This is a genomic window from Kitasatospora sp. NPDC091335 (assembly GCF_044757205.1).
GTDB lineage: Bacteria > Actinomycetota > Actinomycetes > Streptomycetales > Streptomycetaceae > Kitasatospora.
On record NZ_JBIVUM010000032.1, the window covers coordinates 40,143 to 63,655 of the forward strand.

Below are 23,513 nucleotides of genomic sequence, written 5' to 3' on the forward strand. Positions count from 1 at the left end.
GCGCACCCGTCGGGCCCCGGCTCGGGGGCGGGGCCCGACGGCCGGCGGGTCAGCCCAGGGCGAGGGCGCGGAGGCGGTCGGCCGCGCCGTTGAAGTAGTTCTGGTCGCCGGGGAAGGTGCCGGCGTCGGCGAACTGCCAGAAGGTCTGGTAGCCCCAGCCGTTCGGCAGGGTGCCGACGGAGGAGGCGTAGCGGGCTATCCAGAGCGGGTTGGTGGCGCCGAAGCCGGCGTTGTTCCCGGTGCACTGGGTCCACCAGTTGGTGGTGGTGTAGATGGTGGGGTAGCGGCCGGTGCGCGCGTGCACGGTGTTGCTGAAGTCGCGGATCCAGCTGACCATGGCGCTCTGGCTGAGGCCGTAGCAGGTGGCGCCGTAGGGGTTGTACTCGATGTCCAGCGCGGGCGGCAGGGTCTTGCCGTCGGCGGACCAGCCGCCGCCGTGGCTGACGAAGTAGTTGGCCTGGGTGGCGCCGGAGGAGGAGTTCGGCAGCGCGAAGTGGTAGGCGCCGCGGACCAGGCCGGAGTTGTACGAGCCGTTGTACTGCTGGGCGAAGTACGGGTTGGTGTAGCCGGTGCCCTCGGTGGCCTTGACGTAGGCGAACCTGCCGCCGTTGGCGGACACCGAGGACCAGTTGACGTTGCCCTGGTAGCCGGAGACGTCCAGTCCGGGGGTCTGGGTGGCGGCGAGGGAGGCGAAGGGTACGGCGGCGGTGCGGCCCTCGCGGGCGGCGACGGTGGAGCCGGCGAAGTCCTGCTCGGGGTGGAAACCGGGGCGGCCCTCGGCGACGGGGGCGACGGGGGCGGGCTCGGCCGCGTGGGCGGGGGTGGCCAGGCCGGCGGTGAGGGCGGCCGCGGCGGTGAGGGCGGCCAGTGCGGGCAGGCGGCGACGGGCCGCGCGGACGGTGCGGGCGGTGCCTGTGGTGCCTGTGGTGCGGGCGGAGCGGGAAGAGCGGGGCATGAGCACTCCTCTGGTTCCGTGCGAGGGGAAGGTCGAAATGACCCGGTACGGCCGGGGACTGACCGGCCGTACCGCAGAGTAGCCATGTACCTGGCATCACCGCCAGGCATCTTTGTTCACATCGTGAACGCACGTCACATGGGCCGGATCGCCATGACCGGCAACCGGCGTTGCCGGTCTTGCCGGTGGCGCGGGGCGCGAGCCGGCGGCCGGGCCGGGCCGGGGCGGACCCGGGCGTGCCCGGCACGCTGTGGCACGATGCCCGCGGGCCGGCCACCACGGGCGGCCCCCGCACCTGAGGAGAGCAGCAGCCATGACCGAGACCGCCACCGACCCCGCCCGGCCCGTCGGGGAGCCCGCGTTCCGCCCTGCCACCCCCGCCGACGTCCCGGCGCTGGTCGCGCTGGTCGAGTCCGCCTACCGGGGCGAGTCCAGCCGGGCCGGGTGGACCACCGAGGCGCACCTGCTGGACGGCCGACGCACCAACCCGGAGGCCGTCACGGAGGCCGTGAGCCACCCCGAGGGCCTGGTGCTGCTGGCCGAGCGGGACGGCGAACTACTCGCCTGCTGCCAGCTCGAACGGCGCGGCGGGCTGGCCTACTTCGGCATGTTCTCGGTGCGCCCCGGGCTCCAGGGCGGCGGGATCGGCCGCGCCGTGCTGGCCGAGGCGGAGCGGCTGGCGGCCGAGGAGTGGGGCGTCGGCGCGATGGAGATGACGGTGATCGAGCAGCGCGCCGACCTGATCGCCTGGTACGAGCGGCGCGGCTTCCGGCGCACCGGCGAGTTCAGCCCGTTCCCGTACGGCGACGAGCGCTTCGGCATCCCGCTGCGGCCGGACCTCCGGTTCGCCCACCTCGTCAAGGAGTTGAAGGCAGTGTGACAGAACGGACGCCGGTGTACGGGAGTTGACGGCTGTGACGGGGGCCTTGCGGGCATCTGAAACGGCCCGCCCTCGGGGTTCGGTTCAGCCTCGCTCGACCGGGTTTCCGCAGGTGACATGCCGTCAAGTCGCTGAGCTGGGGCGATGCGGAGATGTCATACCTCGTTCATGATTGGTCTAGGCCAATGTGAGAAGCTGAGCGCGAACGGCCACGTTCCGTCCGCTGCCCAGGGGGGCCATTTCCGCATGCCCGTTCTCCATGGCACCGCCATGTCCGCACCCGACACCGGTCCGCGCCGGACACCCGAGGAGCCCGACGACCACCGACTGCCCAGCCCGCCCGACGACGAGGAGCTCTACTGGTACTTCGGCCCGCAGCGCCGCTGGGTGCTGCTCTGCGCCACCCTCTCCTACGCGGGAGCCACCGCCACGCTCGGCCTGTTCGCCCTCAGCAAGCCGCTGCTCTGGCCGTTCCTGGTGCTCACCGTGCTCAACGCGGCCACCTGGCTGCTCTCGCTCACCGACGGCCAGCGCGCCCGGCGCTTCACCCGTGACTCGCACGACCTGCTGATGCGCGCCTGGAGCCCGGCCCGCGCCCCGAGCGTGGACCTGCTGCTGCCGACCGCCGGCGAACCGCTGGCCGTCCTGGACAACGCCTACCGGTACACCGCGGCCGTCCGGTGGCCCGGTGAGCTGACCGTCCTGGTGCTCGACGACGCCGGCCGCCCCGAGGTGCGCGAACTCGCGGAGTCCTACGGCTTCCGGTACCACGCCCGCCCCGACCGGGGCCGCTTCAAGAAGGCCGGCAACCTCAACCACGGCCTGGCCGAGGGCACCGGCGAGATCATCGCCGTCCTGGACGCGGACTTCTGCCCCCGCCCCGACTTCCTGCACCACCTGGTGCCCTACCTCGACAACCCCGAGGTCGGCATCGTGCAGAGCCCGCAGTGCTTCGACACGGACGCCGACATGTCCTGGCTCGAACGCGCCGCGGGAGCCACCCAGGAGATCTTCTACCGCTGGATCCAGCCCTCCAGGGACGCCCAGGACGGCACCGTCTGCTGCGGCACCAACGCGCTCTACCGCCGTGCCGCGCTGAAGCGGATCGGCGGCTTCGCCGAGATCGACCACAGCGAGGACCTCTACACGGGGCTCGCCCTCGCCCGCGCCGGATGGTCCACCCGCTACGTCCCCGCGCTGGTCGCCAAGGGCATGTCGCCCACCGGCCTGCCCGCCTTCATCAGCCAGCAGTACCGCTGGTGCCTCGGCTCCCTGGCCCTGGTCCGCGACCCGGACTTCCGCAAGGGACCGCTGCCCAAGTCCGCCCGGCTCTGCTTCTGGAACGGCATCCTCGGCTACGTCACCAGCGCGGTGAACGTCTTCGCCGTGCCGCTGCCCGCCCTGATCATGCTGTTCTTCCGGCCCGAGGAGATCCAGCCCTGGCAGGTGCTGCCGTTCCTGCCGCCGATCTGGGTCTCCCTGGTGCTGCTGCCCGCGATGTCCCGCACCCGCTGGCGCTTCGAGGTCACCCGGGTGCAACTCCTCGGCGGGCTCTGCCACGTGGTCGCCATCGCCCACGCGCTGCGCCGCCGCTCCGCCGACTGGGTGCCCACCGGCGCCGTCTCCGGCGGCAGTTCGCTCGCCCGCGCCGTCGCCCGGATCGGGGTCGGCTGGCTCGGTTTCGTCGTCCTCGCCGGCATCGCCGGACTGGTCCGGGCCGCGGTGCTGTACGGCTGGCAGCCGTACTGGGCGCTCACCCTGCTGCTCGGGCTCACCGCGTACACCATCATCCCGCTGATCCGGGAACTGTGGCCGCTGGTGAACGGCACGAAGGGCGGCAAGGGCGCCGCCGTCGGTGAGGTCGCCGCACCCGCACGGGGCCGTTCCGACCTCGGGTTCGGCCGGGCCGAGGCCGTCGCCGTCACCGCCGTGCTGCTGCTGTGCGGGCTGCTGGCCTCCGGCTGGGCCGATCCGCTGGTCTTCTGACGCACCGTCCGACTGGCTGACGCACCGTCGCGTCCGCTTCCCCCTCCGCTCTCTCCGATCCCTGTCGATCGCCGCGTTTCCTTGCGCGTCGCCCCACCGGCGCGGACACCGCCAGGCCGCCCCATCGGCCCGGCGGCCCCGACAACCGCTGCCAGCCCTGCAAGGAGCACCGCCGTGTCAACGGCCGTACCACCTTCGTCCTCCGCCTCATCCGCTGCCGCCTCATCCGCTGCCGTCCCGTCCTCCGCCGCCACGTCCACCGCCGCCGTACCGGACACACCGGCCTTCGGCTCCGCCGAACTGCTGCTGCCCGGCGTCGTCCGGGTGGACCGGGACCCCGCCGTCCCGCAGCGGGCCGCCGTCGCCGAGAGCGGGCAGCCCCGCCGGCGCACCGCCTTCCGCCCCGACATCGAGGGGCTGCGCGGCGTCGCCGTGCTCTCCGTCCTCGCGTTCCACTCCGCCGTCCCCGGTCTGACCGGCGGCTTCGTCGGCGTCGACGTCTTCTTCGTCATCTCCGGCTTCCTGATCACCGGCATGCTGGTCGGCCGGCCGCTCGGCCTGTGGGACTTCGCCGCCCGCCGGGCCCGGCGCATCCTGCCCGCCGCGGCCACCGTGCTGGTCGCCACCGCCGTCGCCGGCGGCGCGCTGCTCGACCCGCTGCGCGGCACCGACCTCGCCCGCGACCTGATCGCCTCCGCCGGCCAGTTCGCCAACTGGCGCTTCGTCGGCCAGCAGACCGACTACCTGGCCGCCGAACGCGACCCCAGCCCGCTGCAGCACTTCTGGTCGCTGGGCGTGGAGAACCAGTTCTACCTGCTCTGGGGCGTCCTGCTGCTCGGCCTCGCCCGCTACCTGCACGGGCGCCGCCGCACGCTGGCGATCACCCTCGCCACGGTGGCCGTCGGCGGCGTCTCGCTGGTCCTGTGCCTGCGCTGGACCGCCACCTCCGCGCCGCTCGCCTACTTCTCCACCGGCAGCCGGCTCTGGGAGTTCGCGGCCGGGGCCTGCGCGGCGCTGGCCGGCGCGGCGCTCGCCTCCCGCACCGAGCGGCGCCCGGTGCTGTGGACGCTGCGGTTGACCGGCTGGCTGGGCCTCGCGGCCGTGCTCGCACCGGTCGTCCTGTACGACCGCAGCACGCCGTTCCCCGGCGCCGCCGCGCTGCTGCCCGTCCTCGGCACCGCCGCCGTGCTGCTCGCCGGACAGGGCTCCCTCGGCGCCGCCGACGCCGGACGGCTGCTCGCCACCCGCCCGCTGCGCGCCGCCGGACGGCTCTCGTACGCCTGGTACCTCTGGCACTGGCCGGTGCTGACCATCGCCCAGGCCCGGTACGGCACGCTGCCCTGGACCACGCTGCTCGCGCTCACCGCCGCCAGCGCGCTGCCCGCCTGGCTCACCATGCGGCTGGTCGAGCAGCCGCTGCGGTACGGCAGCAGCCCGGCGCCCCGGCGCGGGCTCGCGGTCGGCGCCAGCGCCCTGGTCATCCCGCTGATCGCCGCGCTCACCCTCGGCGGCGGCACCGTACGGGCCCTCGGCGACCCGGCCTCCGGCACCCTGGCGGCCCCCGCCGGGGCCCCCGACGGCCCCGGCCTGCTCGCCCCCGGCACCCGGGTGCTCGCCCTGACGCCCTCGCTCGCCCGGGCCAGGGAGGACTTCCCGCCCGGCAAGGGCTGCGAGATCCCGCTCAACGCCGACAGCAGCCCGCGCTGCCTGTTCGGCGCCGAGGACAGCCCCGACCGGATCGTGCTGCTCGGCGACTCGCACGCCGGGCAGTGGATCTCCTCCGCCCTCGCGCTCGCCGAGCAGCGGCACTGGGCTCTGGAGGTCCTGGTCAAGCCCGGCTGCCCGCTGGCCACCCTCACCGTGCGCAACAACGTGCTCGGCCGCACCTTCGAGGAGTGCGACCGCTGGCGCGAGAACACCCTCACCCGGCTGACCTCGGGGCCCAAGCCGCGGCTGGTCCTGATGGCGGGCCTCAACCGTTACGGCAGCCAGGAGGAGCGCGCCGAGGGCTGGACCCGCACGTTCGACCGGCTCACCGCGCTCGGCGCCCCGCTCGCCTACCTCGGCGACACCCCGATGCCCGGCAAGGACATCCCGACCTGCCTGGCCGCCTCCGACGGGCGCTCGGACGCCTGCGCCTTCCCGCGTGACACCGCCTTCGAGCCCGACCCGGTGCTGGACGGCGGGCTGGCGGCCCGGTACGGGGTGCGGACCCTGGACCTCGGTCCGCTGCTCTGCCCCGGCGCCGGGGCGTCCTGCCCCGCGGTGCTGGAGGGCGTGGTGCTGTACCGGGACACCGGGCACATCACCGACACCCTGGCGCGGGTGCTGGCGCCCAGGCTGGACAAGGGGCTGCTGGGGACGCCCGGGCCCGAGGGCGCGCCGGTCGCCCCCGGCACCCCGGGTGCCGAGGCCGGCCCCGGCGCCTCGTCGGCCCCCGGCGCTTCGGCGGTGGCTCAGCCGTAGACGCTGTGGCAGAGCCGGGACTGCTCGGACCCGGCCGGCCACCTGCCCGCCCGCTCGGCCTGGTCGCAGATGCCGCCCCGGCCGCCGCCCGACCCCGCCGCGTCCGTCCCGGAACCCGTCGGGGCGGGCGCGGCCGACGGGACGCGGGGCGGCGCGGCCGTGTGCGGGCTGTGCGCGGGCTTGGGCCGCGGGCTCGTGGTGGCGTGCTGGGCGTCGGCGACGGCCGAGGCCGGGGCCGAGGCGTGGACCGTGGGCGTGGCCGCCATCACGCCCAGGCCGGCCGCCGGGACCGCCGCCCCCGGGGTGGGCGCCGGCAGCGGCGAGGGCGCGGGCGTCGCGGGCGACGGGGTGACCGGCAGCAGGGGCGTCTCCGGATCCGTGGCCGAGGCCGAGGGCGAGACGTCCGGCAGTGCCGTCAACTGCGTCTCGTCACCCGACCCGGGCCCGCACATCACCAGGACGGAGGCCAGCGCGGCGCCCGTCCCGACCATCGCGGCCGTCCAGGCCCTGCGCGAGAGACGCCTCGGCGGCGGAGGCGCGAAGGGCGGGGTGTGCAGGGGGACCGGCGGGGGCTGCCAAGCGTTCTGCGGCCACTGCCACTGCCCTCCGGTGGGCTGCCCAGTCATGTGCTCGTCCTTCCAGCGGCCCCCCGGCGACCCCCCTCGAACGTTTCCGTGCTCAACGAGCGCACCGACGCCGGGACATGACCCGGAAGAGGGGTTTGGACAGGCGTTGATTGCCACCGCCGCACATGCTGGGGGGCATGGAGACCAACAGCACGTCCACACCCCTGGTCGAGGTGGCCGAGTTCGGCGCCGACAACCGCTACCGCCTGGTCCACTTCGAGGGCCATGACTGGGAGCCGCTCGAACGGGAGGAGTTCGAGCCACGCGTCCACCAGCTCTTCCCCGGCCTCGACCCGCACGATCCGCAGCGGGTCCACTGGGCCGACCACCCCTGGGAGTGGCCCAGCTGGCACCCCGGCGAAGCCTGAGCCGGTCCGGCCGGCGGTGACCTCCTTCGCGCGGGCGGTGCGTTCGTTACGCTGAGCGGGTGAATGTGGATCACTTCTGGTACCGCCTGCCCGGCCAGGCCGTGGACACCTGCTCGTCAGCGCCGGCCTCGGCCGGCGGCGCGGTGCTCGTCCGGGAGCCGCGGTGAACGCCCCGAGCTGCCCGGCCGGCACCGCCGGCTACGGCGAGGAGGCCGCACGACTCGTCGTCCAGTACGAGGGCGTGACCTTCGCCGAGGTGCACCGCGAGCTGCTCCACCACTACCCTTCGCCGCCCGCCGCCGTCCTCGACGTCGGCGCCGGCACCGGCCGCGACGCGGCCGCCCTGGCCGCCCTCGGCCACCGGGTGGTCGCCGTCGAGCCGACCCCCGAACTGCGCGCCGCCGGCGAGCGGTTGCACGCCGGCACGGGCGTCCGCTGGGTCGCCGACGCCCTGCCGGGACTCCCGCTGCTGGCCGCCGAGGGCGAGCGCTACGACCTCGTGCTGCTCACCGCCGTCTGGATGCACCTCGCCCCCGACGAGCGTCCGCCCGCCATGGCCGCCCTCACCCGCCTGCTCGCTCCCGCCGGCCGCCTCGCCCTCACCCTGCGGCACGGGCCCGTCCCGCCCGGCCGCCACATGTTCGACCTCCCGCCCGAGCCCACCATCGCCCTCGCCGCCGGCCACGGCCTGCGCCTGCGCCACCGCGCCACCCGCCCCGACCTGCACGGGAGGGGCGGGGTGCACTGGTCGCTGCTGCTCTTCGAACGGGACGAGGAGGGTGAGGGTCAGCGGCACGGTGGCTGGTAGGGCGTGCCGGGCAGGTACTGCTCCCACTGCTCGCGGGTGATGGTGCCGCCCACGGCCGCGCACAGCCGCCGGGTGATCCGGTCGATGTCGGTGTCGACGAGGTAGACGCGGCTCTTCACGCCGTCGGCGGTCACGTCGTTGACGAGCAGGCTGCTTCCGTCGGGGTCGAATCCCACGTGTGCGACCGAGCGAGGAACGGTGAAGGTGCCGAGCCTGTCCGCGGTTCGCGGATTCCCGACCTGCCACAGGTGGACCTGCCCCAGGTCGGGGTCGGACTTCCGGACCGTCCCGGACACGCTGACGAGCAGCCGGTCGTCGCGGCTGAACGCGACCGTGTAGTGCCGTTCGACCGCGAGGGACCTGACCTTGACCGGGTGGTGGATGTCGGCGATCTCCCAGAGCTCGATGGCCTTGTCGGTCGCCACCGCGAGGGTCCGCCCGTCGTGGCCGACCGCGAGATCGTGGACGACGGCCTTGGGCAGTTCGCCGTGGGCGGGGTGCTGGGGGTCGTTCAGGTCCCAGAGCCGGATGGTCCTGGGATTCAGGTCGGCCGACGCGGACATGCCGAGGGCGAGCACGCCCGGTCCCACCGCCTCCAGCACGGATCGGCCGCCCACGTCGATCGGCGGGGCAGCGCGGGGGTGGCGGGGGTCGGCGAGGTCCCACAGCTGTGGCAGCCCGACGTCGCTGAACGCGAGCAGGGCGTGGTCGCTGACCGCGTGGACGACCCCGCCGTTCGCAACCGTCAGAGTGCCCGCCGGGTGTGCGGAGTAGGCCCCGCTCGTCCGCCACAGCCGGAGCGTCCGATCGGCTGGATAATCGGTATCGGACTCCCAGGCCAGGACGCGGCCGTCCTCGGTGAAAACGCCGAACGCACCCGTGTCGGTGAGCACCGAGGCGGGGGCGGGGTGCCAGCGCATGACGTCCGTCCCGTCGGTCCCGCCGGCGCCGACCGCGACGGTGAGCACGTCCGCGACGGTGCCCAGCGTGCCGGGCGGCGGTGGCGCGCCGACCGTCCCGACGCGCCCGTACGGCCCGGCCTCGGCCCGCAGCCAGGACAGCAGGGAGGCGAGGGCGCCCCGGTCGTCGGCGTCGTCCACCCGGATCGTCAGCGCCTCATCCACGGTTTCCCCCAGCGGTGTCGCGGCGAACTGTCTGACCCAGCGTCACAAACTTGACCGGGCGGCATCAAATGCCCAGGTGGGGGCCGTCGCGGAGGAGGGAACGTTCATCATCATGTGCATGCGGCTTCGGGGCTGCTGCCATGCACTCTGGCCGTGTCACGGTCGGTCACTCTTAGTATGATCAGGCCAATAGTGCGTCGGCGTCGGATGTGTATGACAGAGGGTGGCCGCTTCCTCGGCCGGTCGTGGGCGCTATTGAGAAGTGCGCGGACCGGAAAGGCCTGGGCCAGGCCGAGCCTTCCGCAGCCGGCGCCGTGTGAATGCATGGGCAAGGGGGAGTCGGACGTGAGTACGCCTGCGGCGAACGGGCAGTTCAGCTTGAGCAGTCAGGCCATGAACGGCGCGGTGGCGGCTTTGAACGGGATGGCTCTGAACAACCCGACCGTCGGCGCGGTTGCCGACGAGTCGACCAACGCAGCCGCGACGGCGCACAGCGGCTGGGACACAGCGGGGGCGCTGCGGGCTGCTCTCGCCGAGTGGCACAAGCAGGTGGCCGAGTTGACGGCGAGGTTGAACCAGAACAGCGCGGCGATGGAGCAGACCAACTTGAACTACCACAGCACCAACTTCTCCATCGCCGACGCAATGAACGGGAAGTGAGTCGTGCTGGGATACGAGGACGTTCTCAAGGCGAACCCCGGCACGCTCGCCATGGCGGCGGCCAAATGGCGCGAGATGGCCCAGAAGTTCCACACAGTGGAGTCCGACTTCGACCAGAAGGTGCTGTCCGTGACCCGCAACGGGCTGTGGACGGGCGGCACCGCCAGCATGGCGAACTTCCAGCTGATCGCCACCAAGGGGCAGATCACCGCCGCCCAGGTCGAGGCGAACGCCGTGGCCTCACTGCTCGATGACGCGAAGTCGGACTTCGAGGCCGCCCAGAAGCAGGTCCGCGCCGCCGCCGAGGGCGCCGTCAAGGCCGGCTTCAAGGTGACCGGCACCGGCGTCGCCGTCCTGGACACCAGCACGATGGACAAGGCGACCCTGGACGCGCTGCGTCACGACCGCGAGACCCGGGACGCCTACAACGAGGCCGCGGCCAAGTGGACCAAGGCCATCGAAGCCGGTCTGCAGGCGGCCGGCGACGCCGACATGCGGGCCGCGACCGCCCTGCGCAGTGCGTCAAAGGCCGGCAGCCAGGACAACACCTTCAACGGGCAGGCGGTTGGCGGTGGTGACGCTGCCGACGCGCAGCGCGCGGTCGCGCTCGTCACCAGGCTCGACAGCCTCAGCCCGGAGGAGCGGGAACAGTTGGCAAACCTGATGAAGGCGAACGCCGACAGCCCGCAGTTCTCGCAGCCCCTGCTGGACAAACTCGGTCCCGACGGCATGCTGAAGCTCGCGCAGCAGCTCGACGACCCGGGTAAGGACGGCGGGAAGAAGTCCTCCTACCCGGGGCTGCGGACCGACCTGACCAGGGCACTGGCCTCCGCCACCCAGGACCCGGGCAGCGACTTCTACAAGAAGTGGCGCGAGGGCATGAACGGGGCCGGGGAGAAGAACTTCGGCTCCAACACCGAACCGGTGTACGGCTACCAGATCCTCACGACCATGATGACCAAGGGCAACGCGAAATACTCCACGCCCTTTCTCACGGACCTCGCCGACGACATCACGGCCAGCGAAAAGAAGCACTCGGGCAAGTGGAGCTTCAAGGCCAACCACACCGGCAGCGCGCTCGGCGCCGACCCGCTGGACAATGTCCTGTCCGTGATGAGCCGTCAACCCGAGGCTGCGACGGCGTACCTGGACCCGGGCGCGGACGGTGCGAACAAGCGCCTGAACTACCTGATGAAGGAACGGCACTGGCCGGAGGGCTACCTGACCGGTTACACCACGATCAAGATGCCGGACCCGCTCGCGCAGAGCGGCCTCGCCGCCGCGATCGAGGCGGCCTCCACCGGTGAACCGGCCGGCAGCGCCCACGACGGCAAACACACCGAGGCGCAGGCCAGGGTCATGCACGACACGATCCTCACCCTGGACGAGGGCCAAGGCGGCGACAAGATCAAGGACACGCTGGGCCAGCCGCTCGCCAACGCTCTCGCCGACTACGTCGGGGACACCCACGAGCTGCTCAACGGACGCAACGACGTCTACGGCGCCCACACCGGGCACGACTCGGTGTGGAAGGACGGTGACACCGTACGCATGGCCGTTGGCCAGGACAGCCTGGTCCGGGTCATGCGCGGGCTCTCGGACGACCCGGCCGCCTATGGCGCGCTGCACAAGGCGGAGACCGGGCAGATCGCCCAGGACCTTGCGGGCCTCGGGCCCAACCCCGACCGTGACGCGGTGAAGGACGTGATGGGAAAGGGTGCGGCCGCGCTCGGCGTCTACGATGCCATCCGCGCCGACGCGGCGATGGACATGCGCGACGACAAGAACGCCGAGGCCGACTGGAAGGCCAAAATCCTCTACCACACGATCGGCGGTCCCATTACCCCGATCCCCGGGGTCGGCGACGCTGCCCAGCGCCTGGTCGACACCTGGACCTACGAGGTCAGCTTGAACGAGAAGGACCAGAACAACGCCGAGGCCAATGCCAAGATCTCGGACACCTACCTGGACGGCACCAAGGAGATGTCCGACCTGGTCGGCATCTGGGCCCGGGACCGGGGCGTGAACCCGGAGGACCACATGATCAACGGCCTTCAGGACGACGTCCTGAACACCCGCAACCGCAGCAGCGACGTCGCAGGCCGCTACCTCGGCAGGGGCAACGCCTGATGCCGGTCGTGGGCACTTCCCGCCGCGCCGCCGCCGTCCTCACCACCCTGGTGGTGGCCGCGGTCGGCGTGGGCCTCTGGTGGACGTTCGGGCGCGACGACCCCGACCGTGACTGCGCCGGTCTGCGCGGCGACGAGCGCATCCGTACGGTGCTCGCCTTCGACTGGCGTTCCGACCTTCCGTGCGGCGACCTGGCCGGCCGACTGCGCGGGGCCACCACGGGCGACCGGCCCGGCGTCCACACCGTGGAGCAGGCCCGCGCCATGCGAGGCGTCGTCCTCGCGCTCGCGGATCGCGAGGACCACCACGTTCACCCGGATGTCCGCCGTCCGCTGGCCGAAGCCCTCGCGGACTACGCCTCCGACACCCACGCCGTCCTGTCCCTGGTCGACGCGGGCGACACGACGCACGCGGGGTCGAGCGACGGTGCCCGGCAGGACGGGCAGGGGGTCCACTTCTCCGTCGACCGGGGGGAGTTGGTCCGGGCATTGCGCGGTCTCTCGGAGGATCCGACCGCCTACGCCCTGCTGCGCACCGCCGACCTGCGGCGGGCCGCCGCAGGCTTCGCCGCGGTCGGGCCGAACCCGCCCGATGCCGAGATCGAGAACCAGGTGGGGCGTGCCGCCATGCCCGCCGGAGCCTTCGACGCGATCGCCGACGACGTGCTGCGCGGGCGCGGCGCCGACTCCCGACGTGAGTGGCAGAGCGAGGCGTTGAGTCGCTTGCGCGCCTCGGAGGGCGACCCGCCGCCGGACTACTCGGCCGACCCGGCCGGCCATCTGGCGGCCGCGTGCCTCGCCAGGGTGGATCCGGAGGACACGAGCGGCGTCGTCCAACTCCAGCGCCAGACCGTCGACCTGCTCAACCGGTGGTCCGAGGCCTCCCGCGCGAACCTCGATCCGCACAGGCTGGGGGTGCTCGGGGACCGCGCGTTGAACACTGCCCACGCCGGATCGCAGGAGGCGCGGAAGGCCCTCGGCTGACAGCGGCCTCGGTGAGGCTCCGGGGGTGGCCCCCGTGCGGGTGCGGTCAGCCGCCGAGCAGGTGGCGGACGGCGTGGCGGGCGTGGTCCAGTGGTTCGCGGCTGCGGCGGACGGAGGCGAGCAGGGCGGCGCCCTCCAGCAGGGCGAGTGCCTGGCCGGCGGCGGCCTCGGCCTTCGCCGGGCCGAAGCCCTCGCCCTCCAGCCGGACGGCCAGGACCCGTTGCCAGCCCGCGTACAGCTCGGCGCAGACCGTCCGCAGGGACTCGTTGGTGCCCGCCACCTCCAGGGCGACGGTGGCGATCGGGCAGCCGCTGGTGTAGCCGGAGAGCTCCAGGCGTTCGGCGAAGGCCTCGATCAGCCGCTCGGCGAGTGCGGCGGTGTCGGCGCCGCCGGCCGCCAGGGCGGCGAGCAGTGCCTCGACCTCCTGGCCGGCCTGGGTGAGCGCCGCTGCCACCAACTGGTCCTTGCCGCCGGGGAAGTGGAAGTAGAGCGAGCCGCGCGGGGCGCCGGTCGCGGCCACGATCCGGTTGAGGCCCGTCCCGGAGTAGCCCTGCGCCTCGATCAGTTCCCTGGTTCCGGCGATCAGCCGGGCCCGGGTCTGCTCGCCCTTGACTCCCATGCGGCGATGGTAGACCGGTCGTCAGATTCCTGTCGACGGCCCCTCCGCCCCCTGTCAGCAGCGCAGTTGGGGCGGGAAGCCGGTCCAGTGCAGCTCCTCGGGCAGGTGGCCCTGGTCGTTCACCAGCAGGACGGCGGGCGGCCGGCCCGGCGTGTAGCGCAGCACGGTCAGCGCCGCGTTGGCGGCGTTGACGCCGAGCCAGCGCCAGGCCGGGGCGTCCAGGGCGTGGCGCACCAGCCAGCCGACCAGGAACGCGTGGGTGACGACCAGTTCGTGCCGCTCCTCGCCGCCTGGCACCGGGCCGGTGAACCGCTCGACGGCCCGCTGCGCCAGCAGCGCGCCCTCCGTCCGTTCCCGCGCCGTGGTGCCCGCGAGACGGTTCAGCAGGAACTCGGCGCAGTCCTCCGGCAGTTCGCTCCGCTGCGGGACGTACGGGACGAAGTCCCCGGCCTCCTCGCACACCGCCGGCCGCACGCCGTCCAGCTGCTCCACGACCAGCCGCGCGGTCTCGGCGGCCCGGGGCAGCGGGCCGTGGTGCAGCACCGACACCGGGCGGCCGGCCAGCCGCCGGCCCAGCAGGGCGGCCTGCCGGCGCCCGGTGGCGGTGAGCCCGCTGCCGTCGCCTTCGGACGCGGCCTCGCCGTGGCGGGCCAGGTAGAGGTAGCGGGTGGCGCGGTCGGTCATGCTCGGGGGCTCCTCACGGTGGACGGTGATCACGTCGTCCCCCAGCGACGCGCGGCGGGCCCGTCCCGGTTCCGGTTCAGCCCGTGTGGGCCTCGTCCAGCAGCGCCAGCTCCTCCGCCGACAGCCGCAGCGCCCCGGCGGCGATGTTGTCCTCCAGGTGCGTCACGTCGCCGGTGCCGGGGATGGCCAGCACGTGCGGGCCGCGGTGCAGCGTCCAGGCCAGCCGTACCTGTGCGGTGCTCACCCCGCGCGCCTCGGCCACCGTCCGGACCTGGGCCGGCTCGGCGTCGCCGGCGCCGCCCTCCCGGCCGGCGCCGGCGATCGCGTAGAAGGGGACGAAGGCGATGCCCTGCTCCCCGCAGATCCGCAGCACCTCGTCCTGGGCCGGCGAGGCGCCGATGCCGTACGGGTTCTGCACGCAGACCACGGGCGCGATGGCCTGCGCCTCGGCGAGCTGGTGCGGGTGGACGTTGGACAGGCCCAGCCGGCGGATCAGCCCGGCCTGGCGCAACTCGGCGAGCGCGCCGAAGCGTTCGGCGACCGAGTCGGTGCCGAGGACGCGCAGGTTCACCAGGTCGAGGTGGTCGCGGCCGAGCTGGCGCAGGTTCTGTTCGACCTGGGCGCGCAGCTGCCCGGGCGTGCGGGCGTGCTCGGCCCACGCGCCGTCGACGCCGCGGCCGGGGCCGACCTTGGTGGCGATCACCAGGTCGTCGGAGTACGGCGCGAGGGCCCGGTTGATCAGCTCGTTGGCGGAGCGCAGCGGGGAGAAGTAGAAGGCCGCGGTGTCGATGTGGTCGACGCCCAGTTCGACCGCGCGGCGCAGCACCCGCAGGGCCTGCTCGCGGTCGCGCGGGACGGCGTGCGGGACGAGTGCGGGGCCGGTCTGCGGCAGGCGCATGGTGCCGAAGCCGATCCGGTGGACGGTGCGGTCACCGAGCCGCCAGGTGCCGGAGGCGGCGGCGGTCACGGTTGCGCCCACGGTCACGGTTGCGGCTACGGTCGCGGTTGCGGTGCTCGCGGAAGTCATAGCGGTCATGATCGCCACTCACCGGCCTGACCGCCAATGATGCGAAGAGCCGCCGCACGGCCGGGAGCCGTCCCCGCCGCAGGGTGCGGCGGGGACGGCTCGCGGAAGCCGCGGGCTTCCCGGGCCCGGAGCGGACGCCCGGTCGCGCCGCAATCAGCTGACGTTGACCCCGCTCCAGGCCGCCGCGACCGCGTTGTACTCGGTGCTGCCGGCGCCGTACAGGTCGCGGGCCGCGTTCAGCGAGGCGGTGCGGGCGCCCTTGTAGGTGGTGGTGGAGGTCATGTAGACGGTCAGCGCGCGGTACCAGATCCTGGCGACCTTGGCGTTGCCGATGCCGGCCACCGTGGAGCCGTTGCAGGTGGGGCTGTTGTAGGTGACGCCGTTGACGGTCTTGCTGCCGCTGCCCTCACTGGCCAGGTAGAACCAGTGGTTGCCGACGCCCGAGGAGAAGTGCACGTCGAGCTTGCCGACGCCGCTGCTCCAGCAGTCGGCCGAGCGGCCGTCCAGCGAGGGCTTGTCGAAGCGGCGCAGCCACGGCGGGGTGGACTGGTCGCTGAACAGGTAGTCGCCGGTGTCCACCGCGTTGTTGGCGTACCACTCGACCATGGTGCCGAAGATGTCGCTGGTGGACTCGTTGAGGCCGCCGGACTCGCCGCTGTAGCGCAGGTTGGCGGTGGCGCTGGTGACGCCGTGGGTCATCTCGTGGCCCATGGTGTCCAGGTCGACCTGCTCCGGGTCGGTGGTGCCGTCGCCGTCGCCGGTCATCATGCAGAAGCAGCTGTCGGACCACTGGGCGTTGTCCCAGTTCGTGCCGACGTGGACGAAGACGGTGGCGCCCTTGCCGTCGTTCTTGATGCCGCTGCGGCCGTGGACGTTCTTGTAGTAGTCGTACGTCCAGGCGGTGTTGGCGTGGGCGTCGACGGCGGCGGTGGAGCGGTCGGTGGAGAACTTCCTCCCGTCGCCCCAGACGTTGGTGGTGCTGGTGAACGGGGTGCCCGAGGAGGCCTTGAGCGCGGTCGAGGAGGCGTTGTTGGCGTCCTTGGTGATGTGTCCGCGGACCGGGTCGGTCAGGGTGTAGCCGCCGCCGGACTTGGCGGTGGTGTCGATGGTGATCCTGCCGGTGTACTCGGAGTTCCCGGTGCCGGCGGCCTGGTGCTCGGCGTCGTAGGCCTCGATCTGCTCGCCCGTGGTGGCGTCGGTGACGACCACCCTGCCGGCCGGTTCGCCGTGCTCGCCGCTGCCCTCGACGGTGGTGCGCCAGGCGAGGCGGGGCGTGCCGTCGGCGGCCCAGACGACCAGCTCGGGGGTGCTGACGGCGTCCTTGACGCCCGGGGCGGCGGCGAGCGCGCCGGCCGCGCCGGACTGCGGGGTCACCTTGGGGACGGTCGACTTCACGGCGGCGTCGTGGGCGGCCGCGCGGGAGGAGTCCTTGAGCCTGCCCTTGGCGTCCTGGTGGACGACGAGGTCGCCGCCGACCACCGGCAGGCCCTGGAAGGTGCGGTCGAAGCGCACGTGCGAGGCGCCGTCGGCGTCGAGGACGACGTCCTTGACCACGAGGGCCTGGTCGGCGCCGAAGCCGAACACCCCGGCGTTGTGGGTGACGTTGGCGCGGGCCTGGGATATCGCGGCCTCGCGCATGCCGGGGGCGGCGGAGGCGGTGGCGGCCGGGACGGTGGCGCCGGCGAGGGCGGCGACGATCGCGACGGCTCCGGCCACGCGGGCACGGCGGGAGGAGAGGGTGGGGGTCACGCTGACTCCAGTGGGGGTAGCTGTGCAGGGAAAGGAGTTGCGACCGAGATTGACGGGGGTCAGTCAGACTGAGCTAGAGGGAAGGTCATAACTTTGCCAAGTTGTGTCCTTGTCAATAAAGAAATGATCGGAAGTTAACAAGCCCTCTACAGTGCCGTCGTGACGATCGACTACCGCTGGCGCGGCCCGCTCACCGACCCCGAACTCGACGCCCTGCACACCGAGGGCTTCGGCGGCGCGGGAGACCCGCCCGCCGAACCCACCCCCTGGCGGGCCCGCCTGGAACGGCACAGCCTCGGCTGGGTCACCGCCCGCCGCACCGCCGACGGAGCCCTGGTCGGCTTCGTCAACCTGGCCTGGGACGGCGGCGCCCACGCCTTCCTGCTCGACACCGTGGTCTCCCCGGACACCCGCCGCCGGGGCGTCGCCACCCGGCTGGTCGCCGAGGCCGCCGACGGCGCCCGCGCGGCCGGCTGCACCTGGCTGCACGTCGACTTCGAGCCGCACCTGCGCCCCCTCTACCTCGACGCCTGCGGCCTGCGCGCCACCGACGCGGGCCTGTCGGCGCTCTGACGCACGCCCTAGGATTCCGCCCCATGGACGATTGGGTGGGGGCCTGGACCGGCGGCCGGGCGGCGGTCCACGTGGGCGACGTCGCGGACTTCGACGCGCAGTTCCTCCCGCCCGGCACCGGCCCGGCCCAGCGGTCGCGGCGGCTGCGGCAGGCCCACCACTACGCCTGCCTGGCCGCCTGCTACAGCCCAGAACCGGCCCTGCTGGTGCTGCCCGCCGAACTCGGGCCGGAGTGGACCGACTGGCTGGCCGGGGAGTTGGCCTGGGGCCCGGTCGAACTGCACGCCGGCCTGGCGCCGGACCGGCCGCTGTCCGAGGCCCTCGCCGCCCGCCCCGCCCTCGCGGCCGGGATCGCGGACTCCGGCCGCCCGGTGGTGCGGTGGGGCCGCACCGCCGCCCAGGGCGAGGGGCCGGAGCTCGCCGCCGTGCGCCGCTACGAGTCCAAGGCGGCCTCCCACGAGCTGTTCGCCGCCCTCGCCCCCGAGCACCCCGGCATCCGGCTGCCACGACAGGAGCGCCCGGACGGCCGCCGCGCCGCCGCCCGCCGGCTGACCGCCCGCGCCGTCCGGGGGCGGACCACCGTCCTGAAGAGCCCGTACGGCGTCGGCGGCTACGGCACCGTCGTCGTCGAGCCCGCCGACCTGTTCGCCGCGGGCGGCGGCGGGGCGCTGCTGCGCCGCCTGGTGCGCGCCGAAGTCCTGCCCGCCGAGGGCGGGTTGCTGCTGGAGGAGTACGTCGACCCGGGCCCGGCCGCCCGGCTGCGCGACCTCACCTACGACGCCCTGATCGCCCCGGACGGCACCGTCCACCCGGTCGGCGCGGGCGCCATGGAGGTGGCCGGCACCCGCTACCGGGGCGTCACCGTCGGCCCCGGGGCGGTGCCGCGGGGTGCCGCGGAACCGGCCCGCCGGTTCGTCCTCGCGGTGGGGGAGCGGCTCGCCGCCGAGGGCTACCGGGGCTGGTACGACGTCGACTTCGTCACCGACCGGCAGCGCCGGCTCGCCCCCACCGAGACCAACCTGCGGCTCACCGGGCCCGCCGTCGCCTTCATGCTGCGTGCCCGCCTCGACGCGGTGCGCGGCCCCGGCCACCTGGTCCGCACCCTGGACGCGATGCCGCTCGGCGCCCGGCTCGACCAGGCGGCGCTGTACGACCACCTGGAGCGGCTGCGGCCGCGCTGCGCCCGGCTCGGCGTCACCCTGCTGCCGCTGATCCCGACCGCGGGACGCGAGCCGGAGCCCACCGTCGGCCTCGCCCTGGCCGGGCGCGACGCCGAGGCGCTGGACGCGGCCGAGGCCCTGGTCGCGGCGGCCCACCACGCGCTGGCCGGGATGTTCGACGCGCTTCGCTGACTTGTCGTCATTTCCGTTCTTCGGAGCGCGGCTTGCACAGCAGGAAGACCACCACGACCAGTGCCGCCAGCATCAGTGAGACGTTGAAGGCGAACACCATCGCCGTCTCGCGCGGCCAGTCGGTCGCCGAGGTGAGCCGGTAGAGGTTGTCCTGCGGCCACCAGTTGAGGAGCAGCCAGCCCACCGCGAGGTGGGTGGGCAGCGACAGCCAGAGCGGGCGGCCCTGGCGCAGCAGCGGGGGGAGGCCGAAGGAGAGGAAGGCCAGCCCGGCGCCGAACGCCAGGTCCTCGCACAGGTAGAGCAGCCGGAACCCGGCGCGGTAGCCGTGCGGCACGGCGGAGAGGTCGGTCGAGCCGGGGAAGAAGGCGTCGGTGGTCAGCAGGGCGAAGAGTGCCCCGAACGCCACCACCAGCGCCACCCCGCAGCCCAGCGGCGCGTCCTCGCCCCCGGCACCCCCGAACTTGCCGCCACCACCGCTGCGGCGGGTGTCGTGCCCCGGCGGGGCGGGCAGCGGCAGCGCCGCCCGGTCCAGCTTGCCCGCCCGGGTACGTGGCAGTTCGGGCACCGGGACGACGGCGTCCGGCACCGATCGGCCCTGGAGCCGGCTCCGCAGGTACTGGGAGAGCGACCAGCCGTCCGCCCCGTCCGCGCCGGGATCGGTCACCGCGTAGCCGACCAGCCGCCGTCTGCCCTCCCGCGGCTCGACCTCGACCACGACCGCCTCCCGGACCGCCGGGTGGCCGCGCAGCACGCCCTCGGCCAGGACCGCCGCCCGGACCCTGCTCGCCACCGAGGCCGCCGGCCGGGAGCCGAGCGGCCCGACCACCGTCGCCACCCGGGCGGCGAACTCCAGCTCGCCGTCGGGCCGCAGCCGCCCGAGGTCGCCGGTGCGCAGCACCCGTCCGTCCGGGTCGAAGCCGGCCCGGACGAAGCGCCGGGCGGTGTCCGAGGGCCGGTTCAGGTAGCCGCGGGCCAGGCCGGTGCCGCCGATCGCGATCTCGCCGAGCCGTCCGGGCGGCAGCGGCCTGCCGTCGGCCCCCAGCACGTACACCCGGGTGCCGGGGAAGGGGCGGCCGACCAGCGAGACCTTCTCGGCGCCCCCGGTGACGCCCGGGTCCCCGGCCTCGTACCAGGTGCTGTCCACGGTGGCCTCGGCCAGGCCGTAGACGTTCAGCACCCTGGTCCGCTCGCCGAGCAGGCGCTTGAGGGCCACCTGTTCGTCCAGGTACCACTTCTCGGCGCCGACGGTGAGCAGCCGCACCCCGGGCAGGGCGCCGCCGTCGGTGCCGCTCGTGCCGCCGGCGCTCAGCAGGGCGGTCAGCCGGCGCGCGGTGCGGACGTTCAGCTCCAGGACGGTGATCCGCTCGGCGGCGATCAGGGCGGGCAGCGCGCCGAGGTCGGCCTTGCGGTCCAGGGTGAGGTTGAACGGGGTGACGACCAGGGTGGCGCCGCTGCCCAGCGCGCGGACCCAGTCGGCGGTGAAGACGTCGAACTCCAGGCTCGCGGTCTGCAGGATCCGGTCCGCCTCGGTGAGCCCGTACACCGCGTGCCAGCCCCGGTAGGCGGCCAGCAGGTTGCGGTGCTCGATCAGTGCGCCGTTGGCCCGGCCGGTGGAGCCCGCGGTGTAGAAGACGCAGGCGAGGTCGGCCGGGGAGACCTCGGGCGGCTCGAACGGGGCCTCGGCGGGGGAGTGGGCGTCGACGCAGACCAGCGGCGCAGGGCCGGCGTCGCCCAGCCGGGAGCGGTGGCGCTGCTCGGTCACCACCAGGTCCGGTGCGGCGTCCGCCAGCACGTGCCGCAGCAGTGCGTCCGGCGCGCTCGGCTCCAGCGGCACGAACGCCGCACCCGCCTTCAGCACGGCCAGCAGCGCCACGTACACCTCGGTGCCGCGGCCCAGCGCGACCGCCGCCCGGCCGCCGGGGGCCAGGCCCCGCTCCGCCAGCACGGCGGCCAGCCGCCCGGCCCTGGAGTCCAGCTCCCCGTACGTCAGCTCCCGGTCGCCGCAACGCACGGCCACCGCCTCCGGCGCCCGTCGGGCCTGTAGTTCGACCAGTGCGTGCAGGGTGCCGGCCCGCTCCTCGGTCATCCTCGTCTCCCCCTCGCCACCGCTTCCCCCGGATCCCGGGGATTGCCCCGGATTCCCCTCGGAGGCACGATCCTCCCCCCAACTCCCGCCGGGCAACAGGGTTCTGGCGCGTCCAGCCCTCGGACAGCCGGGCCCGGCCCGGGCCGACGGTTGTACTCTGCACGCGGACGGACGGCGCCGGCCCGTCCGGTGCGGCGCCCCGCCAGAACCCCCTGCCCCGCCGCCGCGATCGGAGCCTCGCCATGAACTCGTCCGCCCCCGACTTCGACGGGCCGCTGCTGCGCACCCGGGACGTGGACGTCGTGCGCGACGGCCGGCACCTGCTGCGCGGGATCACCCTGGAGATCAGGCCCGGCGAGCACTGGGCGCTGCTCGGCCCCAACGGCGCGGGCAAGTCGACGCTGCTCGCGCTGCTCGGCGCGGTCTCCCACCCCACCCGGGGCGAGGTGGACGTGCTCGGCCGCCGGCTCGGCCGGGTGGACATCCGCGAGCTGCGCGCCCACCTCGGGCACGTCAACCCGCGCCACCCGCTGCGCTCGCCGCTGACCGTGCGCGAGGTGGTGCTCACCGGGCACACCAACACCATCGAGCCGGAGTTCCACCGCAAGCCCGACCCGGAGGCGGTGGAGCGGGCCGAGCAGCTGATCGAGACGCTCGGCATGGGCGCGATGGCCGGGGCCGCGTGGACCACCCTGTCCCAGGGCGAGCGCGGCCGGGCCCTGATCGCCAGGGCCCTGATGCCCAGCCCGCGGCTGCTGCTGCTCGACGAGCCCGCCACCGGGCTCGACCTGACCGCCCGCGAACTGCTGCTGGACAGCCTGGACCTGCTGCGCCACCAGCACCCGGAGCTGGCCAGCGTGCTGGTCACCCACCACCTGGAGGAGCTGCCGGAGAGCACCACCCACGCCCTGCTGCTGCGTGGCGGCGAGTGCGTGGCGGCCGGCCCGGTGGACGCGGTGATGACCACGGAGCTGATCAGCGAGACCTTCGGCCACCCGATCAGGATCAGCCGGCACGAGGGCCGCTGGACGGCCCGCGCGGCCGCCCGCCGGACGCCCGGCAGGTAAGGCTCCCGTCCGGCGAGGGGAGGTTACGCCCCCCTCGCCGGGCATGGTGAACCGCATGCGGGGAAGGCAACGGAAAGGTAATGGTTCGGGGGTGGGTATGGACGTCAATTCGTCCGTACGTAAGGTATGCCTTAGCTAAAAATGGTCTGCTGGTCCCCGGCCGGCCGCCCTGCCCAGGCACTCCCATGCCCTTTTCCGTTGGAGCCCGCATGTCCGCCCGTCGCCGTTCCACCGCAGCCGCGCTGCTCACCCTCGCCGTGGCGACCGCAGCCCTGGCCGGCTGCTCGGCCAAGAAGGACGACAAGGCCGCCTCGGACGCGGTCAAGGTGAACGCGACCGACACCGCCTGCGAGGTCTCCAAGACCAGCTTCCCGGCCGGCCACGTCGTGCTGGACATCAGCAACAAGGGCTCCAAGACCACCGAGGTCTACGTCTACGGCGACGGCGACAAGATCATCACCGAGCGCGAGAACATCGGCCCCGGCACCAAGGCCAGCATCAACGCCGAGATCAAGGCCGGCTCGTACGAGGTCGCCTGCAAGCCCGGCATGGTCGGCGACGGCATCCGCCAGAAGATCACGGTCACCGATGCGGGCGGCAGCGCCGCGGCCGCCGACCCGCGGCTGACCGCCGCCGTCGACGCCTACCGGAAGTACGCCCAGGAGCAGGCCGACGCCACCATCCCGGCCGTCGAGGCGTTCGCCGCCGCGATCAAGGCCGGCGACGTGGAGAAGGCCAAGTCGCTGTACGCGCCCTCGCGCACCGGCTGGGAGCGCACCGAGCCGGTCGCCGAGAGCTTCGGCGACGTCGACCCGAAGACGGACACCCGCGAGGACAAGCTGGAGCAGGGCCAGGAGTGGACCGGCTGGCACAAGCTGGAGAAGTCGCTCTGGGCCGACGCGAAGATCGGCGACGACGAGAAGAAGCTCGCCGACCAGCTGGTCACCGACCTCAAGGACTGGCAGAAGAAGATCCCCGAGGCCGAGATCACCGCGACCAGCATGGCCAACGGCGCCAAGGAGCTGCTGGACGAGGTCGCCACCAACAAGATCACCGGTGAGGAGGACCGCTACAGCCACACCGACCTGGCCGACTTCCAGGCCAACGTCGAGGGTGCGCAGAAGGCCTACGAGCTGCTGAAGCCGGTCGCCTCCGAGAAGGACCCGGAGCTGGCCAGGACGCTCGACTCCGAGTTCGCCGCCATCAACGCGCTGCTGGCCAAGTACAAGCAGGCCGACGGCACCTTCACCTCCTACGACAAGGTCACCGAGGCCGAGCGCAAGGCCTTCTCCGACGCGGTCAACTCGCTGGGCGAGCCGCTGTCGAAGCTGGCCGCCGCCGTGGTCGTCAAGTAAGGCGCCCCCAAGCAC

The 23,513-nt window shown here is 73.7% G+C and carries 20 protein-coding genes; 12 read left to right on the plus strand and 8 right to left on the minus strand.

Annotation, left to right across the window (positions count from 1 at the left end; all coding sequences use genetic code 11):
- Positions 1-49: 49 nt before the first annotated feature.
- The gene (locus ACIQOW_RS38510) at positions 50-955 is read right to left on the minus strand and encodes a lysozyme (protein ID WP_401092494.1); all 906 of its coding nucleotides are present in this window, start codon (positions 953-955) and stop codon (positions 50-52) included.
- A gap of 313 nt (positions 956-1,268) precedes the next feature.
- On the opposite strand from ACIQOW_RS38510, the gene ACIQOW_RS38515 reads away from it, so the two are divergent.
- The 3 genes from ACIQOW_RS38515 to ACIQOW_RS38525 all read left to right on the plus strand — a co-directional run bounded on the left by ACIQOW_RS38515 (position 1,269) and on the right by ACIQOW_RS38525 (position 6,287).
- A complete protein-coding gene (locus ACIQOW_RS38515; RefSeq protein ID WP_401092495.1) occupies positions 1,269-1,835 on the plus strand; it encodes a GNAT family N-acetyltransferase in 567 nt (188 codons plus the stop codon).
- A gap of 246 nt (positions 1,836-2,081) precedes the next feature.
- Entirely contained in the window at positions 2,082-3,821 is a 1,740-nt protein-coding gene (locus ACIQOW_RS38520; protein WP_401092496.1) for a glycosyltransferase, read from the plus strand.
- 174 nt (positions 3,822-3,995) lie between these two features.
- Positions 3,996-6,287 (plus strand): acyltransferase family protein, encoded by a 2,292-nt coding sequence (locus tag ACIQOW_RS38525; RefSeq protein ID WP_401092497.1) that lies wholly within the window; start codon positions 3,996-3,998, stop codon positions 6,285-6,287.
- On the opposite strand, the gene ACIQOW_RS38530 is transcribed toward ACIQOW_RS38525, so the two are convergent.
- Positions 6,278-6,913, minus strand: coding sequence for a hypothetical protein (locus tag ACIQOW_RS38530; protein WP_401092498.1), 636 nt, complete (start codon positions 6,911-6,913; stop codon positions 6,278-6,280). The genes ACIQOW_RS38525 and ACIQOW_RS38530 overlap by 10 nt on opposite strands.
- A gap of 137 nt (positions 6,914-7,050) precedes the next feature.
- Here ACIQOW_RS38530 and ACIQOW_RS38535 point away from each other — a divergent pair, with 137 nt between their 5' ends.
- Positions 7,051-7,281, plus strand: coding sequence for a hypothetical protein (locus ACIQOW_RS38535; RefSeq protein WP_188298919.1), 231 nt, complete (start codon positions 7,051-7,053; stop codon positions 7,279-7,281).
- Between the two features lie 163 nt (positions 7,282-7,444).
- The gene (locus ACIQOW_RS38540; RefSeq protein WP_401092499.1) at positions 7,445-8,089 is read left to right on the plus strand and encodes a class I SAM-dependent methyltransferase; all 645 of its coding nucleotides are present in this window, start codon (positions 7,445-7,447) and stop codon (positions 8,087-8,089) included.
- Here the strand turns inward: ACIQOW_RS38540 and ACIQOW_RS38545 are convergent.
- A complete protein-coding gene (locus ACIQOW_RS38545; protein ID WP_401092500.1) occupies positions 8,068-9,213 on the minus strand; it encodes a hypothetical protein in 1,146 nt (381 codons plus the stop codon). The two genes, ACIQOW_RS38540 and ACIQOW_RS38545, sit on opposite strands and share 22 nt — an antisense overlap.
- Before the next feature lie 345 nt (positions 9,214-9,558).
- On the opposite strand from ACIQOW_RS38545, the gene ACIQOW_RS38550 reads away from it, so the two are divergent.
- Genes ACIQOW_RS38550 through ACIQOW_RS38560 form a run of 3 tightly spaced genes read left to right on the plus strand, consistent with a single transcriptional unit; the run spans position 9,559 to position 12,986 of the window.
- Positions 9,559-9,873, plus strand: coding sequence for a hypothetical protein (locus ACIQOW_RS38550; RefSeq protein ID WP_401092501.1), 315 nt, complete (start codon positions 9,559-9,561; stop codon positions 9,871-9,873).
- A gap of 3 nt (positions 9,874-9,876) precedes the next feature.
- Entirely contained in the window at positions 9,877-12,003 is a 2,127-nt protein-coding gene (locus ACIQOW_RS38555; protein ID WP_401092502.1) for a DUF6571 family protein, read from the plus strand.
- 8 nt (positions 12,004-12,011) lie between these two features.
- Positions 12,012-12,986 carry a hypothetical protein gene (locus ACIQOW_RS38560; protein WP_401092503.1) on the plus strand — a complete coding sequence of 325 codons (975 nt, stop codon included), beginning with the start codon at positions 12,012-12,014 and terminating at the stop codon, positions 12,984-12,986.
- Positions 12,987-13,032: 46 nt separating this feature from the next.
- Here the strand turns inward: ACIQOW_RS38560 and ACIQOW_RS38565 are convergent, their stop codons facing one another.
- From ACIQOW_RS38565 to ACIQOW_RS38580, 4 genes are all read right to left on the minus strand, one after another.
- The gene (locus ACIQOW_RS38565; RefSeq protein WP_401092504.1) at positions 13,033-13,605 is read right to left on the minus strand and encodes a TetR/AcrR family transcriptional regulator; all 573 of its coding nucleotides are present in this window, start codon (positions 13,603-13,605) and stop codon (positions 13,033-13,035) included.
- Between the two features lie 54 nt (positions 13,606-13,659).
- On the minus strand, positions 13,660-14,289 hold the full coding sequence (locus ACIQOW_RS38570) for a histidine phosphatase family protein (RefSeq protein WP_401092505.1): 630 nt from the start codon (positions 14,287-14,289) through the stop codon (positions 13,660-13,662).
- 76 nt (positions 14,290-14,365) lie between these two features.
- Complete coding sequence (locus ACIQOW_RS38575) at positions 14,366-15,316, minus strand: aldo/keto reductase (RefSeq protein WP_401092506.1); 951 nt, start codon at positions 15,314-15,316, stop codon at positions 14,366-14,368.
- Between the two features lie 153 nt (positions 15,317-15,469).
- Positions 15,470-17,065 carry a M4 family metallopeptidase gene (locus ACIQOW_RS38580; protein WP_401092507.1) on the minus strand — a complete coding sequence of 532 codons (1,596 nt, stop codon included), beginning with the start codon at positions 17,063-17,065 and terminating at the stop codon, positions 15,470-15,472.
- Positions 17,066-17,224: 159 nt separating this feature from the next.
- Here ACIQOW_RS38580 and ACIQOW_RS38585 point away from each other — a divergent pair, with 159 nt between their 5' ends.
- Together ACIQOW_RS38585 and ACIQOW_RS38590 are read left to right on the plus strand one after the other, a co-directional pair.
- Positions 17,225-17,638, plus strand: a complete 414-nt coding sequence (locus ACIQOW_RS38585) for a GNAT family N-acetyltransferase (RefSeq protein WP_401092508.1) — start codon at positions 17,225-17,227, stop codon at positions 17,636-17,638.
- A 23-nt stretch (positions 17,639-17,661) separates the two neighbouring features.
- Positions 17,662-18,990: a hypothetical protein gene (locus ACIQOW_RS38590; protein WP_401092509.1), complete on the plus strand. Its 1,329-nt coding sequence runs from the start codon at positions 17,662-17,664 to the stop codon at positions 18,988-18,990.
- Between the two features lie 7 nt (positions 18,991-18,997).
- On the opposite strand, the gene ACIQOW_RS38595 is transcribed toward ACIQOW_RS38590, so the two are convergent.
- Complete coding sequence (locus ACIQOW_RS38595) at positions 18,998-21,076, minus strand: amino acid adenylation domain-containing protein (RefSeq protein WP_401092510.1); 2,079 nt, start codon at positions 21,074-21,076, stop codon at positions 18,998-19,000.
- 242 nt (positions 21,077-21,318) lie between these two features.
- Here ACIQOW_RS38595 and ACIQOW_RS38600 point away from each other — a divergent pair, with 242 nt between their 5' ends.
- A complete protein-coding gene (locus ACIQOW_RS38600; protein WP_401092511.1) occupies positions 21,319-22,143 on the plus strand; it encodes an ABC transporter ATP-binding protein in 825 nt (274 codons plus the stop codon).
- 209 nt (positions 22,144-22,352) lie between these two features.
- The gene (gene efeO / locus ACIQOW_RS38605) at positions 22,353-23,498 is read left to right on the plus strand and encodes an iron uptake system protein EfeO (RefSeq protein ID WP_401092512.1); all 1,146 of its coding nucleotides are present in this window, start codon (positions 22,353-22,355) and stop codon (positions 23,496-23,498) included.
- The last annotated feature ends 15 nt before the right edge of the window (positions 23,499-23,513 follow it).

Coding starts and splice junctions, on each gene's coding strand:
- efeO (WP_401092512.1), top strand. CDS start 22,353: ATGTCCGCCCGTCGCCGTTCCACCGCAGCCGCGCTGCTCACCCTCGCC.
- ACIQOW_RS38595 (WP_401092510.1), bottom strand. CDS start 21,076: ATGACCGAGGAGCGGGCCGGCACCCTGCACGCACTGGTCGAACTACAG.
- ACIQOW_RS38515 (WP_401092495.1), top strand. CDS start 1,269: ATGACCGAGACCGCCACCGACCCCGCCCGGCCCGTCGGGGAGCCCGCG.
- ACIQOW_RS38535 (WP_188298919.1), top strand. CDS start 7,051: ATGGAGACCAACAGCACGTCCACACCCCTGGTCGAGGTGGCCGAGTTC.
- ACIQOW_RS38600 (WP_401092511.1), top strand. CDS start 21,319: ATGAACTCGTCCGCCCCCGACTTCGACGGGCCGCTGCTGCGCACCCGG.
- ACIQOW_RS38530 (WP_401092498.1), bottom strand. CDS start 6,913: ATGACTGGGCAGCCCACCGGAGGGCAGTGGCAGTGGCCGCAGAACGCT.
- ACIQOW_RS38520 (WP_401092496.1), top strand. CDS start 2,082: ATGCCCGTTCTCCATGGCACCGCCATGTCCGCACCCGACACCGGTCCG.
- ACIQOW_RS38510 (WP_401092494.1), bottom strand. CDS start 955: ATGCCCCGCTCTTCCCGCTCCGCCCGCACCACAGGCACCACAGGCACC.
- ACIQOW_RS38565 (WP_401092504.1), bottom strand. CDS start 13,605: ATGGGAGTCAAGGGCGAGCAGACCCGGGCCCGGCTGATCGCCGGAACC.
- ACIQOW_RS38570 (WP_401092505.1), bottom strand. CDS start 14,289: ATGACCGACCGCGCCACCCGCTACCTCTACCTGGCCCGCCACGGCGAG.
- ACIQOW_RS38575 (WP_401092506.1), bottom strand. CDS start 15,316: ATGACTTCCGCGAGCACCGCAACCGCGACCGTAGCCGCAACCGTGACC.
- ACIQOW_RS38590 (WP_401092509.1), top strand. CDS start 17,662: ATGGACGATTGGGTGGGGGCCTGGACCGGCGGCCGGGCGGCGGTCCAC.